A 17617-nucleotide genomic window follows, 5' to 3' on the forward strand; every position below is an offset into this window, starting at 1 on the left:
TCAATAACTCGACTATTGCGGTATTGATGAGCTATCAGGTTCTTGCCCGTAAGTGGCGTCCCCAAACCTTTACCCACGTTGTCGGTCAGGAACATGTCCTGACCGCGTTGGCTAACGGCCTTTCCCTAGGCAGAATCCATCACGCGTATTTGTTTTCTGGCACCCGTGGCGTCGGGAAGACGTCGATTGCCCGTTTGCTGGCAAAAGGGCTAAACTGTGAACAGGGCGTGACGGCAACGCCGTGTGGTCAATGTGATAACTGCCGCGAAATTGAACAGGGCCGTTTTGTCGATTTGATTGAAATCGACGCTGCGTCTCGTACTAAAGTAGAAGATACTCGCGATCTGTTGGATAACGTGCAGTACGCCCCCGCTCGTGGACGGTTCAAGGTGTACCTGATTGACGAAGTACACATGCTATCGCGTCACAGCTTTAATGCGCTGCTGAAAACGCTGGAAGAACCGCCTCCGCACGTTAAATTCCTGCTGGCGACCACCGATCCGCAGAAACTGCCAGTGACCATTCTGTCACGCTGCCTGCAATTTCACCTCAAAGCGCTGGATGTTGAACAGATTCGCGCGCATCTGGAACAGGTATTACAGGCAGAAAACCTCGTTAGTGAGCCCCGCGCTCTGCAACTCTTAGCGCGTGCTGCCGATGGAAGCTTGCGCGATGCGCTGAGCCTGACCGATCAGGCCATTGCTATGGGGCAGGGGCAGGTCACGACCGCTTCCGTCAGTCAAATGCTGGGCACGTTGGATGATGAACAACCGCTGGCACTTATTGAAGCGCTGGCGAAAGGCGATGGTGCACAGGTCATGTCGCTGTTAGATCAGGTTGCGGCACGGGGTGTGGACTGGGAATCACTGCTGGTAGAAACCCAGACGCTGTTACACCGCATTGCGATGGTTCAACTGCTGCCTGCGGCATTGGGTGATGATTACGCTGCTGTTGAAGCCCGTATGCGAGATTTAGCGCGTGCGCTGCCGCCTGCGGACGTGCAGTTGTATTACCAGACGATGTTAATTGGCCGCAAAGAACTGCCTTTTGCGCCAGATCGTCGCATGGGCGTTGAAATGACGTTACTGAGAGCGCTGGCGTTTCACCCTAGTCAGATTATCGCCGAACCTGTCGCGCCAATGAGTGCTGCGCGAGCTCCTGTTACTCAACCCGCCGTGCCGCCGCAGCCTGTTGCCGCTGCATCGGCGAGGACTCGTACACCAGCGCCGCAGAACAGTGAACCTCTGGCTGACGTACAGGCACCCACTTATTCTCCCGAGCCACCGCTGGATGCATCCGCGTATGCGCCACCGTTAGGGGAACCTTCTGCTTCATCGTCTTCTCAGCAGCCGCATGATGAGAGTGAACTGCCTGATGCGACGTCCCAACTGTTACAGGCGCGCAGTCAACTGCTGCGAAAACAGGGGAGCACGCCACCAAAAAAGGCTGAACCGGCAGCGTCTGACAACACGCGGCCGGCAACCTCAGCGCTGGAGCGGTTAGCTTCGGTGACTGAGCGCAGCATTCAACGGCAAAACGCGAAAACCTCGCCTTCCGAACCTAAAAAACCGGAAGCCTATCGTTGGCGGGCGCAAAACAAAGTCGATGAAGAAAAGGTCGATGTGGCGACGCCAAAAGCGCTGCGTTCGGCGTTAGAACACGAAAAAACGCCGGAGCTGGCAGCACGGCTGGCGGAAGAGTCACTGGAGCGGGATGCTTGGGCAGCGGAAATCCATCGCCTGACGCTGCCAAAGCTGGTACAACAGCTGGCACTCAATGCGTTTAAAGAGAGCGAAGAAGCGGGTAAAGTCCATTTGCATCTTCGTTCATCCCAGCGGCACCTGAATTCGCCGGCGGCGCAAAAGACGCTGGCGGACGCATTGACGGCCCACTACGGGCACCCTGTAGAATTACTGATTACGGAAGACGACAATCCAGCGGTGCGGACGCCGTTGGAGTGGCGCCAGGCTATATACGAAGAGAAACTGACGCAGGCGCGTCAGTCTATTCTGGCCGATACAACGATTCAAACGCTGCGGCGTTTCTTTGATGCGGAACTGGACGAAGAAAGTATCCGCCCTGTTTAACCGCTGCGAGTGCGCAGCCCGACGTGATAGAGAGAAAACTATGTTTGGTAAAGGTGGAATTGGCAACCTGATGAAGCAAGCCCAGCAGATGCAGGAAAAAATGCAGCAGATGCAGGAAGAAATTGCGAATCTGGAAGTCACGGGCGAATCGGGCGCGGGTCTGGTGAAAATTACGATCAACGGTGCGCATAACTGCCGCCGCGTGGAAATCGATCCCAGCCTGATGGAAGATGATAAAGAGATGCTGGAAGATCTGATTGCTGCGGCATTCAATGATGCTGCCCGCCGCATCGCGGAAACGCAGAAAGAGAAAATGGCGTCGGTTTCCAGCGGTATGCAACTGCCGCCAGGCTTCAAGATGCCGTTCTGATGCAGACCAGTCCGCTTCTTGAATCACTGATGGAAGCGCTGCGCTGCCTGCCGGGCGTTGGACCCAAATCGGCACAGCGCATGGCGTTTCAACTGCTGCAACGTAACCGCAGCGGCGGTATGCGTCTGGCGCAGGCGTTGACGCGGGCGATGTCCGAAATCGGCCACTGTAGCGATTGCCGGACATTCACCGAGCAGGACGTGTGTGCGATTTGCTCGAATTCGCGTCGCCAGCAAAACGGCCAGATTTGCGTGGTGGAAAGCCCGGCTGATATTCAGGCTATCGAACAGACGGGGCAGTTTGCTGGCCGTTACTTTGTACTGATGGGTCACTTGTCGCCGCTTGATGGCATTGGCCCGGACGATATCGGTTTGGGGCGGTTGGAAGAACGCTTGCAGGTGGAGTCGATCAGCGAAGTGATTCTGGCAACCAACCCGACGGTTGAAGGCGACGCGACGGCGAACTATATTGCTGAACTGTGCGCACAACACGGTGTGATGGCCAGCCGTATTGCTCACGGTGTTCCCGTTGGCGGAGAGCTGGAAATGGTCGACGGCACCACGCTGTCCCATTCACTCGCGGGACGCCAGCCTTTCCGGTTTTAATCTGTCGGCTGCCAGCGCCATTATCTGGCAGCCGCAGTTTTGTTTTTCATTCTTATCGCACCGCTTTCTTTTTTCACTGAAATCTACCCCTTGAAATCAACCTGGTTTATCCCCATCTGCTACTTATCATCAGTTTAATCAGCCTGAATAATATTAGGATTGAGGTAAGCAACAATGAGTATGAAAGGCCAAGAAACTCGCGGGTTCCAGTCTGAAGTTAAGCAACTTCTGCATTTGATGATCCATTCGCTCTATTCCAATAAAGAAATTTTTCTGCGTGAATTGATTTCCAATGCCTCCGATGCGGCAGACAAATTACGTTTCCGTGCGCTGTCTGCACCGGAACTGTATGCGGGCGATGGCGACCTGCGCGTGCGGGTGTCTACGGATAAAGAAAAACGTACGCTGACGATTTCTGACAACGGTATTGGCATGAGCCGTGACGAAGTCATTGATAATCTGGGTACGATTGCGAAATCCGGCACCAAGGCGTTTCTTGAATCGATGGGTTCCGATCAGGTTAAAGATAGTCAACTGATTGGTCAGTTCGGTGTGGGCTTCTACTCTGCCTTCATCGTGGCGGATAAAGTGACCGTGCGTACGCGTGCTGCGGGCGCGAATGCCGATCAGGGCGTGTACTGGGAATCTGCCGGGGAAGGCGATTACACCATTGCTGACATCACCAAAGACGACCGTGGAACGGAAATCACTCTGCATCTGCGTGAAGGCGAAGACGAATTTCTGGATGACTGGCGTGTGCGTTCCGTCATCAGCAAATATTCTGACCATATCGCGCTGCCGGTAGAAATTGAATCTCGGACGGAAAGCGAAGAAGAAGGCGGTGAGTCTACCGTTAGCTGGGAAAAAATTAACAAGGCGCAGGCTCTGTGGACGCGCAGTAAATCTGAAGTCAGCGATGATGAGTACAACGAATTTTATAAGCACATCTCCCATGATTTTACCGATCCACTGAGCTGGAGCCACAACCGTGTGGAAGGTAAGCAGGAATACACCAGCCTGCTTTACATCCCAGCGCGTGCACCCTGGGATATGTGGAACCGCGATCATAAACATGGCTTGAAACTGTACGTTCAGCGCGTCTTTATTATGGATGACGCCGAACAATTCATGCCGAACTACCTGCGTTTTGTTCGCGGCCTGATTGATTCTAACGATCTGCCATTGAACGTTTCCCGTGAGATTTTGCAAGACAGTCGCGTGACGCAAAACCTGCGTAATGCGCTGACCAAACGCGTGCTGCAAATGCTGGATAAACTGGCGAAAGACGACGCGGAAAAATACCAGACGTTCTGGCAGCAGTTCGGTCTGGTACTGAAAGAAGGCCCGGCAGAAGATGGCAGCAACCGTGAAGCGATTGCGAAATTGCTGCGTTTTGCTACCACGCAATCTGACAGCTCCGCGCAGACGGTGTCGCTGGAAGATTACGTTAGTCGGATGGTGGAAGGTCAGGACAAGATCTACTACATCACGGCAGACAGCTATGCGGCGGCGAAGAGCAGCCCACATCTGGAACTGTTCCGTAAGAAAGGTATCGAGGTTCTGCTGTTGTCCGATCGTATTGACGAATGGATGATGAGCTACCTGACTGAGTTCGACGGTAAATCCTTCCAGTCAGTCAGCAAGGCCGATGAGGCGCTGGATAAACTGGCTGACGAAGAAAATGAGGAACAGAAAGAAGCGCAAAAAGCGCTGGAGCCGTTTGTTGAGCGTGTGAAAACCCTACTTGGCGAGCGCGTTAAAGACGTGCGTTTCACCTACCGTTTGACCGATACGCCAGCGATTGTCGTGACGGATGCGGATGAGATGAGTACCCAGATGGCGAAACTGTTCGCCGCAGCCGGCCAGCAAGCACCAGAAGTGAAGTACATTTTTGAACTGAATCCGGATCACGCGTTAATTAAACGCGCAGCCGACGTTTCTGATGAAGCGGAGTTTGGCGAATGGGTCGAACTGCTGCTGGATCAGGCTCTGCTGGCCGAGCGCGGGACGCTGGACGATCCAAACCTGTTCATTCGTCGTATGAATCAGCTGTTAAGCGCCTGATAGTGATACCTTCCAGACCCCGGTGTTAACCGGGGTCTTTCCCCCGATTTTTACGTTTCCTTGCGTTATTGAACATTTCCTCGTCTACACTGAATGGCAACATTGGGTAGAGGACAAACCGTATTTTTAGGTATCTGGCTTTTTTTCATCTGCCTACACGTTGCTGAAGCGAGCCCGTTCCTTGAGCATAAGCGTCTGGAATGGTATGGTTTAGCGTTTTTCAAATTTATTTTATAAATATTACATAGCAAGGGGATTTACGCGATGCGTATTATTCTGCTGGGCGCTCCGGGCGCAGGCAAAGGTACTCAGGCTCAATTCATCATGGAAAAATACGGTATTCCGCAGATTTCCACGGGTGACATGCTGCGTGCTGCGGTAAAAGCGGGTACTGAATTGGGCAAGCAGGCTAAAGAAATCATGGACGCAGGTAAACTGGTCACTGATGAACTGGTCATTGCTCTGGTTAAAGAGCGCATCGCCCAGGAGGATTGCCGTAACGGTTTTCTGCTGGATGGCTTCCCACGCACCATTCCACAAGCTGATGCAATGAAAGATGCAGGCATCAATGTGGATTACGTTATCGAATTTGCCGTTCCTGACGAACTGATCATCGATCGTATCATTGGCCGTCGCGTGCATGCGGCGTCCGGTCGTGTCTATCATGTAAAATTCAATCCGCCTAAAGTTGAAGGCAAAGACGACGTGACAGGTGAAGATCTGACTATTCGTAAAGACGATCAGGAAGATACCGTACGTAAACGTCTGGTCGAGTACCATCAGCAGACTGCCCCACTGGTTTCCTACTACCAGAAAGAAGCGGATGCGGGCAACACGCGCTATTTCAAAGTAGAAGGCACGCGTAAAGTGGAAGAAGTTCGCGCAGAGCTGGAAACCATCCTGGGCTAATTTTTCGCTGCGAGTCCCACTTTGTCACAAAAATGCCAGACGATGATCTGGCATTTTTTCGTTCTGAAATCCTCACTGGCTTGGTTTCCTCTATTGATAGCATTAGCGTTATCCCTGCTATCTACCCGTATTTGTTTAGCTTTTTTTCGCTACAATATACCCGTCATACTTCAAGCTGCATGTTCGTTGGCTTCCCTTGCTCACCCCAGTCACTTACTTGAGTAAGCTCCTGGGGGATTCGTGCGGTTGCCGCCTGCCTGCAACTCGAATTATTCAGTGTATGGGAATTTGATGTTACGCACTGGCGGGCTGAGAGAAAGCCTGCTTCTCCATGAAAGGAAGACGGCGATGAAACAAGAGAAATACGGCGTGCTGATGGTGAACTTAGGGACGCCCGATGCCCCGACGCCGCAGGCGGTGAAGCGTTATCTGGCGGAGTTTCTGAGTGATCGCCGCGTAGTGGATACGCCACGTCTGCTATGGTGGCCGCTGCTGCGCGGTATCATTCTGCCAACTCGCTCGCCGCGAGTGGCTAAGCTCTATCAATCGGTGTGGATGGAGGGCGGATCGCCGCTGTTGGTGATTAGCCGTCGACAGCAGCAGGCACTGGCAGCACGCATGCCGGAAACGCCCGTTGAGCTGGGCATGAGCTATGGCTCGCCCAGCCTGCGTTCAGCGCTGGATAAATTGTTGGCGCAGGGCGTAACGCAACTGGTGGTTTTGCCGATGTATCCGCAATATTCCTGCTCAACAACCGCAGCGGTGTGGGACGGGCTCGCGGCACAGCTGCGTGATAATCGTCAACTGCCTGCGATTCGCTTTATCCGCGATTACGCCGAGCATCCTGCTTATATTGCGGCGCTGAAGCATCGTGTCGAGCAGTCTTTTGTCGAACATGGTGAACCGGACAGGTTAGTGATCTCTTATCACGGTATCCCCGTGCGGTATGCCAATGAAGGGGACGACTATCCGCAACGCTGTCGGGCGACTACAGAGGCGCTGATTGTTGCGCTGGGGCTGCCGGAAGGGAAAGTGATGATGACCTTCCAGTCGCGTTTTGGCCGTGAACCCTGGCTGACGCCGTACACGGATGAAACTATGCAGGGGCTGCCCGCGCAGGGTGTTAAACATATTCAGATTATGTGCCCAGGTTTTGCGGCTGACTGTCTGGAGACGTTGGAAGAGATTCAGGAACAGAACCGTGAAATTTTCCTGCATGCAGGTGGCGAGGCTTTCCACTATATTCCTGCGCTCAATGACGATCCGCTGCACATCGACCTGCTGGAACAGCTAGTGAGTAAAGTAGAGTAGGGACGAGGTTGTCTTGTCTGGTGATGTTTAAAGGCATGGCGGACAGCGTAAAAAATGGCGGACAAATTAAGCCCGCCATTTTTGTCTCTAACGTGTAGCTATTTAGATAGGGCACGCCTGAGGTGCAGAAGGGAGGTCATCCAGCTTCAGCAGCGTGATCATGCTATTAGCGATTTCCCGCTCGCCCATGACCACCTTGTTGGCACCATGATCGATAATGTAGCTGACTTCATCGTCATAGTGCGCGCGGGCGATAATCTCTAAATCGGCGCGCTTCTCACGGGCTGCTGCGACGATTTCGCCCGCCTCATAGCCGTTCGGAATGGTCAGCAATAGCCAACGGGCGCAGTCCAGACGCGCAATATCCATGATCTCTGGCTTGGTCGCATTGCCCAGTACGGCTTTGATTCCCTGTTCACGCAGTGCATCAACACGCGTACGTGAATTCTCAATGACGACGATAGGAATTCCTGCCTGATGCAGTTTGGCACCAATCAGGCTACCAACACGGCCATAGCCAACTAGCAGCGCATGGTTGCACATATCGACAGGAATCTGTTTCTCTTCCTCAATCGCTTCTTCCACGATCTGCTCTTCAATGGTTTCATGCTTCGCCAGATAGCGTTCAAGCAGCGTAAACAGCAGCGGGTTTATCATGATTGAGAGGATGGCACCAGCCAGCACCAGATTCCGTCCCTCTTCGGACAGTAGCCCCAACACAATGCCGAGCCCAGCTAAAATAAAGGCGAATTCACCGATCTGCGCCAGACTGGCGGAAATCGTTAATGCGGTTCGCTTGGAATGACCAAAGAGTCGAACCAGCACGAAGGCGGCGGCTGACTTACCGAACACGATAATAGCCAGCGTGATCAGCACGGAAATCGGGTCGTTCAGCAGGATCATCGGATTAAACAGCATACCGACGGAAACGAAAAACAGTACGGCGAAGGCGTCGCGCAGCGGCAGCGTGTCGTGCGCCGCACGCTGGCTGAGTTCAGATTCGTTCAATACCACACCAGCGAAGAATGCGCCCAGTGCAAAGGAGACATCAAACAGTTTCACCGCGCCAAAGGCGATGCCGAGTGCCATGGCTAACACCGCCAGCGTGAAAAGCTCGCGTGAGCCGGTGCTAGCGCTTTTTGCTAATACCCACGGCACCAGACGGCGACCTACGACAATCATCAGGGTAATAAACGCAATCACTTTACCGATGGTCCAGGCTAAATCGGTAAGCAGTTTGCTGGTATCGGCATGCTCAGCGCTAATCATGTCGCCGAAGGCTGGCAGCAGAACCAGCGTCAGCACCATCGCCAGATCTTCCACAATCAGCCAGCCGATGGCGATTTGACCGCGTTGGCTATCAATCAGCTGTCGTTCCTCCAGCGCGCGTAGTAGAACCACGGTACTGGCGGTAGACAGGCAGAGGCCAAAAACCAGGCCGCTCGCCAGGCTCCAGCCCAGCATGGTGGATAATCCCATTCCAAGCAGCGTCGCCACGGCAATCTGGGCTATTGCGCCAGGAATGGCGATGGACTTTACCGCCATAAGGTCTTTCAGCGAAAAGTGCAGGCCGACGCCAAACATCAGCAGGATGACGCCAAGTTCGGCCAGCTCTGAGGCCAGCGACGTATCGGCGACAAAGCCAGGGGTAAAAGGACCGACAAGTACGCCTGCGGCAAGGTAACCAACAAGGGGAGAGATTCGCAGCCGGTTTGCCAGAATGCCAAGGAGGAAGGCAAGAACCAGCCCTCCAGCGATAGTAGAAATTAGCGGTGTTGCAGCATGCATCCCAACTCCTTGTGCCATAGGTGAAACATAATTGAGCGGATTTACCCTTCTTGCCTTGACGCTACAGCGTGGTTAGCGGCGCTTACGTACCCTTATCACTTTATGTACCGAAAAGTGTATTGGGATTCGTTCGTTTGCTGTCTGGCTGCAACGCCAATTATTCTGGGTATACATAAATTCTATTGCATATAGCGAAATGTTGCTTGGATAAAAGTGGTATTTTATTAAAAATATCAGTCTTTCCACTTAAAGGCAGTGTAACACAGATTTAAGGATGGTTTCTCGCGATAAGCATTGATAAACATGCGTAATTATTTTGATGGCGTGATGTTATTGGTGCTAATACCTTACTGCTTTTCTGTGTATTCAGCGGAATAATTTTATCCACTGGGATAAAACGTCGGAAAACAGAGGATAAACGGTGTGATGCTGGATTATTCCGATGAAGCATTCATATTAGCAAGAGTTCTTGGCGGCGTGACGACAGTATTAAGCTGGCGTGATATCACTCTCTCTGCTATACCTCAGCTGATTTTGTCGGCTATCGCACATTGCTAACCGACGGGGCGAATGTGCTTCGCGCATTGTTCATCTTGCTGTGCTAATTTGTGTGGTGAATTTCTCAGTGGTTCCACTGGGGCTTTAAAATAAACGGAGATTTATCATGCGCTTTTCAATAAAAGCTTTGGGATGTGCGATTGCGGTATCGCTGGCGCTAACGCCTGTTATGTCAATGGCTTGGGAGAAAGATAAAACATACGCCATCACCATTTTACATACGAATGATCACCACGGGCACTTCTGGCATAACGGCTACGGCGAATATGGGCTGGCTGCGCAAAAAACGCTGGTCGATCAGATTCGGCAGGAAGTGGCGAGTAAAGGTGGCAGCGTACTGCTGCTTTCCGGCGGTGATATTAATACTGGCGTGCCTGAGTCCGATTTACAGGATGCGGAGCCCGATTTTCGTGGTATGAACATGGTTGGCTATGATGCGATGGCGCTTGGCAACCACGAATTTGATAATCCGCTGTCTGTCCTGCGTCAGCAGGAAAAATGGGCAAAATTCCCGCTATTATCGGCCAATATCTATCAGAAAAGCACCAAGGAACGCTTATTTAAGCCTTATGCTCTGTTCGACAAGCAAGGTGTGAAAATCGCGGTTATCGGCCTGACAACGGACGATACGGCCAAATTAGGCAATCCTGAGTATTTTACTGATATCGAATTCCGTAACCCTTCTACAGAAGCGAAGCAGGTTGTTGAGCAATTACGGAAGAGCGAAAAGCCTGACGTGATTATTGCTGCGACGCACATGGGACACTATGACGACGGTAATCATGGTTCCAATGCGCCGGGCGATGTAGAAATGGCGCGTAGCCTGCCTGCGGGATATTTGGACATGATTGTAGGGGGACACTCGCAGGATCCTGTCTGTATGGCGCAGGAAAATAAAAAACAGGTGGATTATGTGCCCGGCACGCCTTGTGCTCCCGATCGCCAGAACGGCACCTGGATTGTGCAAGCACATGAGTGGGGGAAATATGTTGGCCGTGCTGATTTCACCTTCCGCAATGGTGAATTGAAGCTTGAACATTACCAACTGATCCCCATCAACCTGAAGAAAAAGGTAGAAAAGGACGGCAAGACTGAACGTGTTTTCTATACGCAGGAAATCACTCAGGATCCTGAGGTCATGAAAGTGCTGACGCCGTTCCAGGAAAAAGGGCAGGCGCAGTTGGGCATCAAGATCGGTAGTGTGAAAGGCAAACTCGAAGGCGATCGTAATCAGGTGCGTTTCCGTCAGACCAATCTGGCGCACGTGCTGCTGTCGGCACAGCTTGAGCGTGCAGGTGCGGATTTTGCCGTCATGAGCGGCGGTGGCGTGCGTGACTCGATTGAATCCGGTGAGATCACTTATAAAGATGTCCTTAAGGTTCAGCCGTTTGCCAACACGCTGGTTTATGTGGATATGAAAGGCAGCGATGTCGAGAAATATCTGGCCGTCGCAGCCAATAAAAAGGTGGATTCCGGTGCCTATGCGCAATTCCTCAACGTCAGTTTGACGGCGGACGGGCAGGGCGTACAGAACGTGAAAATCAAAGGTGAACCGTTGCAGGCCGATAAAGTTTACCGCATGGCAACGCTGAACTTTAATGCGATGGGCGGCGATGGCTACCCGCGTCTTGATAATCTGCCGGGCTATGTGAATACCGGTTTTGTCGACGCTGAAGTGCTTAAACAATATATCGAGAAGCATTCACCACTGGACGCAGAAGCCTACGCGCCGAAAGGTGAAATTGTTTATAAGTAACAAATTGTTTATAAGTAACTAATAGTGGTGGCGGTTTTTGTCTCTTTGCTGATGACTGAAACCGCCATTTTTTCTGTTTGAGCTCTTAAAGGCTGTGCTGCATATAAGCTGCGCATTACAAAAATGAATTGAATCTAATTTACTGATTTTATTGATTAAATAATTTTATGTTTAGTAAAGTGCTTTAAAATAACAGACCTGCCAAATACGCGATACTCCTGATGCACCTTCACTAACGGAGCCGTCGGTATTATGAAAAACCTAAATATTGAAATCAATGTTTGTGACAGTACAGGTAAAGCAACATGTACTGTTAATCCCCCTGTTTGCTGTCATTCAGATAACGAAAGCGGTCAAGAACCCGGTGTTTCGGGTGTTACCTCCGTATTCGGGCGTACCGGCATGGTAACCGCACAAGATGGCGACTATACGGCCGATCAGATCACCGAAACCGCCACCAGAAAATTTGCCTCGCCGGATGAAAAAGCGACCTGGAATGAAAAGCAGGATGCATTACTCTCTGGCACCACTATCCGCACTGTCTTTGGTCAATCGCTGCTGGGCAGTGGTGATATTTCACCTACGCCAGCACAAATGGGCGTTGCGGCCATTGGACATACTCATACCACAGCGGACATCACCGACTATACACAAAAAACAAAACAGCTTATCCATTCCTCGCTGGAGGCTGGGGCAGGTGTAACGCTGAGCTATAACCCAGTGAATGAGAAAACGGTAATCAGTGCTACGGGCGGTGGTTCGAGCAGTGGTGGCTCTGGCTATATCGTCGCCGATCGTCTGGGCGCAACGGCGGGGCAGAATCACGCCTTCAGCATTAGCCCACAAAATGCATTTAACCTCGCGGCGTATGCGTTGAAAGAAGAAGCGGGGGCGGCGAATCAGACTTATGTGGTTGATGACTTCAATGCATCAAGTGAGCCCAATTATAACGCGACAAATGATGTTACTTTTGATGGTATAGCCAGCCTTTATACCGGTTCAAATTATCAATTAGTACCTGATGGAAAATTTTACTCTGCTGAAATAAAAGCGGATGGAAAAATTATAAATATATATCAAGTTGCTGATTCTGATACCGTTATCCCGAAAATGACATCAAATATAGCACCTTTAGGTTATATAGCTAGTGCATCCAATTTTGCTATATCAAATGCAACATATGCACCATGGGTTGCATTTGATGGCTCAAATAACATAGGTAGATTACCGGATTGCTGGAGTACCGATGAATCATGGCAACCAGTTCCTTCTAAACCTCATTGGTTGCAAATAGAGTTGCCTAATAAAACTGCAGTCAGTCGATATCAGATTATAAACCGTTCTCAGAATCAATTAGGAGGACCCAATTCATGGATATTACAGGGTAGTGATGATGGAACTGTCTGGATTGATTTGCATCAAGTCATAGATGACAAGAATAACGAAGCTGGAGCTGTCAGAGATTTTAATATTGATGGTATTGCCAGTTATTCAAAATATCGACTTATGATTACGAAAAAAAATGGGGATAAACCATTTTTAACTATTGCTGAATTTAAATTGTTTCCACCTGATAGTAAATTTGTTTTCTATGTGGATGGGAAGTACTATGGTGTAACTGAAGGGAACATTACTGAGATTAGCGGTGAGTTGAGTGCTGAGAAAATTAATCAGTACGGTATATTAAATTCAGGGGAGATTAATACAGGAATCACTCTTTTTTCTAAATCGGTAAAAATTGTTTCAGAACAGCCGATTAAAGTGAAAACTCGTTATACACCTTATACACAAATTGCTATTCAAAAATCACTAACGTCCGCCGCATGGTCAAAAATCAATGCCGCAACGTTAACGGCAACGCAGACAGGCAACGGTAAAGTGCGTGTCGCTGTCACGCGTGACTTAGTTAACTGGCATGTCTTGCGCAACGGGGCATGGGTTGATGTGGGTGCGCTGTCAGCAGATACGGTAGGGGCAACGAAACTGATCGCCGACGGTATGACGCCTGCTGATCTTGGCGCTATTACGGCGGCCCAGTGGACGCAGCTGTTTGCATCTAACAACGGTGTGCCGGACTCGCTTGCCTTTGCGTTCGCGCTTGATATTACCGATCCGGCGGCAGATGTCGCGACCATTGACCGCTTGGTGCTGAACGTTAACGATGCGTCCAGTTGGAAAGTGCAGTCCCCTGCGGAAGTGGAAATCCGCTGGCGCACCGACAGCGTGACATTCCGCACCGTAACGGCAGGCAATTACAAACTGGCGTATCAGGTACCGTAATCGTTCACGATGCTCAACATTTTACTGGCCGCGACGTTCGCGGCCTTTTCTTTTATCGCGCCCCATTTATCCCCTGCCACTTACCGCGTCATTCTAACCGCTTAACTCGCTATTCTGCCGCCTACCCAAATACCCGCCCCACGCGCGTACGCGATGGCGTAATGTGCCGCCACGATGTCCCTTTATCCGAAACACGCGATGACACGTTATCGCGCAACGTCTTACCAGGGTTTCTTTTTCCACAGCTAACAAAATCAAACGATCGTAATTTTTAATTGAAGGATGTCTTATGAAGAGCAGTTCCATTCTTAAACACATCCCCTGGATGATTCTTGGAATCATCGGGGCTGCCTGCCTCGGCGTAGTCGCACTACGTCGCGGTGAGCATGTCAGTGCATTATGGATTATTGTTGCTTCTGTCGCCGTTTACCTCGTGGCCTATCGATACTACAGCCTGTATATCGCACAGAAAGTCATGAAGTTGGACCCGACCAGAGCAACCCCTGCCGTTGTCAATAACGACGGTCTTAACTATGTGCCGACGAACCGTAACGTCCTGTTCGGGCACCACTTTGCCGCTATCGCTGGTGCAGGCCCGTTGGTTGGGCCGGTACTGGCCGCCCAGGTCGGTTACTTGCCCGGCACCTTGTGGCTGCTGGCCGGCGTCGTGCTGGCGGGGGCAGTACAGGACTTCATGGTGCTGTTTATTTCAACCCGCCGTAATGGCGCATCGCTAGGCGAAATCGTTAAGAAAGAGCTGGGCCCTGTTCCGGGTACGATTGCGCTGTTCGGCTGCTTCCTGATCATGATCATTATTCTTGCCGTACTGGCGCTGATTGTGGTGAAAGCACTGGCAGAAAGCCCGTGGGGCGTCTTTACCGTGTGTTCTACGGTGCCGATCGCGCTGTTTATGGGCATTTACATGCGCTTTATCCGTCCGGGTAAAGTCGGTGAAGTCTCGGTGATGGGTATCGTGCTGCTGGTCTTGGCGATCTGGTTCGGCGGCGTGGTTGCACATGACCCGTACTGGGGCCCGGCGCTGACCTTCAAAGATACGACGATTACCTATACGCTGATTGGCTATGCTTTCGTGTCTGCGCTGCTGCCGGTATGGTTGATTCTGGCTCCGCGTGACTATCTGGCAACCTTCCTGAAAATCGGTGTCATCGTCGGTCTGGCGATTGGTATCGTGATCCTGAACCCAGATCTGAAAATGCCAGCAGTAACACAGTTTGTGGATGGCACCGGCCCGGTCTGGAAAGGTACGCTGTTCCCGTTCCTGTTTATTACTATCGCCTGTGGTGCTGTATCTGGCTTCCACGCGCTGATTGCGTCTGGTACGACACCGAAACTGCTGGCTAATGAAACCGATGCGCGTTTCATCGGCTATGGCGCGATGCTGATGGAATCGTTCGTGGCGGTGATGGCGCTGGTTGCGGCATCGATTATCGAACCTGGCCTGTACTTCGCGATGAACACCCCGCCAGCGGCGCTGGGCATTACGATGCCGGATCTGCACCGACTGGGCACGGCAGATGCGCCGATGATTCTGGCTCAGTTGCAGGATGTCTCTGCTCATGCGGCGGCGACTGTTAGCTCCTGGGGCTTCGTGATTTCTCCTGAGCAGATTCTGCAAACGGCGAAAGACATCGGTGAACCGTCCGTTCTGAACCGTGCAGGTGGCGCACCAACGCTGGCTGTGGGGATCGCACACGTGTTCCACCAGATCATTCCTGGTGCCGACATGGGCTTCTGGTATCACTTCGGTATTCTGTTTGAAGCGCTGTTCATTCTGACTGCGCTGGATGCGGGCACACGTGCTGGCCGCTTCATGTTGCAGGACCTGTTGGGTAACTTCGTTCCGTTCCTGAAGAAGACCGACTCTCTGATCGCCGGCATCATCGGTACGGCGGGCTGCGTCGGTCTGTGGGGCTATCTGCTGTATCAAGGCGTGGTCGATCCGCTGGGCGGCGTGAAGAGCCTGTGGCCGTTGTTCGGTATCTCTAACCAGATGCTGGCTGCCGTCGCGCTGATTCTGGGTACGGTGATTCTGATTAAGATGAAACGTACACAGTACATCTGGGTCACGCTGCTTCCGGCGATTTGGCTACTGATCTGTACGACCTGGGCGCTGGGTCTGAAATTGTTCAGTGACAACCCGCAGTTGGAAGGCTTCTTCTATATGGCGAACATGTTCAAGGGCAAAATTGCGCAAGGCGGTGCTGACCTGAGCGTACAGCAGATTGCGAACATGAACCATATCGTGACCAACAACTATACCAACGCCGGTCTGAGCATTCTGTTCCTGATCGTGGTGTACAGCATTATTGCGTATGGTATCAAAGAGGCTCTGGCCGCACGTAAAGTAGCTGAACGTACCGATCAGGAAACGCCATATGTTCCGGTTCCTGAAGGCGGCGTGAAAGTCTCTTCCGGCCACTAAGTCACTCGCCCGTCAGATTTTGCGAGACAGCTAGCAAGGCTGAATGTGAAAGATGACGGGTACAGATACCCTGTATAATGTATAACGTTATACAGGGTATTTTTTATCTAGCCGCTATCGCAGGCGATGGTCTGGAGGTAATGATGTTTGGCAATCTGGGAAAAGCAGGAAAATATTTGGGCCAGGCGGCGCGTATGCTGGTCGGTATGCCAGACTATGACACCTATGTGCAGCATATGCAGACCAACCACCCGGATAAACCTGTGATGACGTATGAAGAATTTTTCCGCGAACGCCAGCAGGCGCGTTACGGTGGAGATGGCAAAGGCGGGATGCGCTGCTGTTAACGATTTGGAACCTGTTATGACTCAACCTTTATCCTCTGATGTGGCTACCCCCGTGTATGTCACCATCCTGACCGGGTTTCTCGGCGCGGGAAAAACCACCTTATTACGACATATTCTGAATGCAGACCACGGCTATAAAATCGCCGTGATTGAAAATGAATTCGGCGAAGTGCCGATTGATAATACGTTAATCGGTGAACGCGCCAGCCAAATTACGACCCTGAGCAACGGTTGCATCTGCTGCACACAGTCCAATGCGTTGGCCGATGCGCTACTCGATCTGATCGACGGCGTGGATAACGGTACGCTGGATTTCGATCACGTCATCATTGAATGCACGGGTATGGCCGATCCTGGGCCCGTGGCACAGACCTTCTTCTCGCATGACGTTATCTGCGAACGCTTTGTGCTGGACGGCATCATCACGCTGGTGGATGCGGTACATGCGCAACAGCAGCTCGATCAGTTCACTATCGCGCAGTCGCAGATTGGCTATGCCGACCGCATACTGCTAACTAAAACCGACGTAGCAACTGAGGACGACACGCTGCTACCGCGTCTTCAGCGCATCAATGCGCGTGCACCGATCTACTCTGTGGTACATGGCGATATCGATCTGAGCGTGCTGTTTAACATCGACGGTTTTGTCCTCAGCGATAAGCTGGACGTGAAAACGCCCGTATTTCGCTTTGTTGCTCCTACGCAAAATAACGTGCAATCGATTGTTGTGTATCTCGATAAGGCGGTTGAGCTTCAGTCTGTTTCCGATGTGATGGAAAACCTGCTGCTGCAATTCTCCGATAATCTGCTGCGTTATAAAGGTATTCTGGCCATCAACGGTGATGACCGCCGCCTGCTGTTTCAGGGCGTTCAGCGCTTGTATAGTGCTGACTGGGACAGAGAATGGCAGCCTGATGAAGAAAGAAAGAGCGTGCTGGTGTTTATCGGTGTGGATTTACCTGAACAGGAAATCCGTGACGCTTTCGCTCGCCTGACGGCATAGCATTACTCATCTTACTGGTGCTGGTCGCTCTGGCCAGCACCATTCCTTATCCTGCGTACGTTGCTCACTACCCGACAGAGCGGTATTCACTTTGTG

At 51.6% G+C, this 17617-nt stretch carries 12 protein-coding genes; 11 read left to right on the forward strand and 1 reads right to left on the reverse strand.

The annotated features are described in order from the left end of the window. Nucleotides 1-26: 26 nt before the first annotated feature. From dnaX to hemH, 6 genes are all read left to right on the forward strand, one after another. Complete coding sequence (dnaX, locus tag H0247_RS09185) at nucleotides 27-2087, forward strand: DNA polymerase III subunit gamma/tau (protein WP_180742275.1); 2061 nt, start codon at nucleotides 27-29, stop codon at nucleotides 2085-2087. Between the two features lie 40 nt (nucleotides 2088-2127). Then, nucleotides 2128-2457 carry a YbaB/EbfC family nucleoid-associated protein gene (locus tag H0247_RS09190; RefSeq protein ID WP_132452506.1) on the forward strand — a complete coding sequence of 110 codons (330 nt, stop codon included), beginning with the start codon at nucleotides 2128-2130 and terminating at the stop codon, nucleotides 2455-2457. Beyond that, nucleotides 2457-3062, forward strand: coding sequence for a recombination mediator RecR (gene recR, locus H0247_RS09195; protein WP_180742276.1), 606 nt, complete (start codon nucleotides 2457-2459; stop codon nucleotides 3060-3062). The genes H0247_RS09190 and recR overlap by 1 nt, the downstream gene beginning before the upstream one ends. Before the next feature lie 180 nt (nucleotides 3063-3242). Continuing rightward, nucleotides 3243-5126, forward strand: coding sequence for a molecular chaperone HtpG (gene htpG / locus H0247_RS09200; protein ID WP_180742515.1), 1884 nt, complete (start codon nucleotides 3243-3245; stop codon nucleotides 5124-5126). Between the two features lie 264 nt (nucleotides 5127-5390). Further along, nucleotides 5391-6035, forward strand: a complete 645-nt coding sequence (adk, locus tag H0247_RS09205; protein WP_010303043.1) for an adenylate kinase — start codon at nucleotides 5391-5393, stop codon at nucleotides 6033-6035. Nucleotides 6036-6383: 348 nt separating this feature from the next. Next, complete coding sequence (gene hemH / locus H0247_RS09210) at nucleotides 6384-7346, forward strand: ferrochelatase (RefSeq protein ID WP_180742277.1); 963 nt, start codon at nucleotides 6384-6386, stop codon at nucleotides 7344-7346. A gap of 102 nt (nucleotides 7347-7448) precedes the next feature. Here the strand turns inward: hemH and ybaL are convergent, their stop codons facing one another. Continuing rightward, on the reverse strand, nucleotides 7449-9134 hold the full coding sequence (gene ybaL, locus H0247_RS09215; protein ID WP_180742278.1) for a YbaL family putative K(+) efflux transporter: 1686 nt from the start codon (nucleotides 9132-9134) through the stop codon (nucleotides 7449-7451). A 664-nt stretch (nucleotides 9135-9798) separates the two neighbouring features. Between ybaL and ushA the strand changes: the two genes are divergently transcribed. The 5 genes from ushA to yjiA all read left to right on the forward strand — a co-directional run bounded on the left by ushA (nucleotide 9799) and on the right by yjiA (nucleotide 17521). Continuing rightward, a complete protein-coding gene (ushA, locus tag H0247_RS09220) occupies nucleotides 9799-11448 on the forward strand; it encodes a bifunctional UDP-sugar hydrolase/5'-nucleotidase UshA (protein WP_180742279.1) in 1650 nt (549 codons plus the stop codon). Nucleotides 11449-11700: 252 nt separating this feature from the next. Further along, the gene (locus H0247_RS09225) at nucleotides 11701-13728 is read left to right on the forward strand and encodes a discoidin domain-containing protein (protein WP_180742280.1); all 2028 of its coding nucleotides are present in this window, start codon (nucleotides 11701-11703) and stop codon (nucleotides 13726-13728) included. A 289-nt stretch (nucleotides 13729-14017) separates the two neighbouring features. Next, nucleotides 14018-16171 carry a carbon starvation CstA family protein gene (locus H0247_RS09230; protein ID WP_180742281.1) on the forward strand — a complete coding sequence of 718 codons (2154 nt, stop codon included), beginning with the start codon at nucleotides 14018-14020 and terminating at the stop codon, nucleotides 16169-16171. Nucleotides 16172-16314: 143 nt separating this feature from the next. Then, complete coding sequence (locus H0247_RS09235) at nucleotides 16315-16518, forward strand: YbdD/YjiX family protein (protein WP_039353071.1); 204 nt, start codon at nucleotides 16315-16317, stop codon at nucleotides 16516-16518. Nucleotides 16519-16534: 16 nt separating this feature from the next. After that, a complete protein-coding gene (gene yjiA / locus H0247_RS09240; RefSeq protein ID WP_180742282.1) occupies nucleotides 16535-17521 on the forward strand; it encodes a GTPase in 987 nt (328 codons plus the stop codon). The last annotated feature ends 96 nt before the right edge of the window (nucleotides 17522-17617 follow it).

Source organism: Pectobacterium sp. CFBP8739 (assembly GCF_013449375.1).
Classification (GTDB): Bacteria; Pseudomonadota; Gammaproteobacteria; order Enterobacterales; family Enterobacteriaceae; genus Pectobacterium.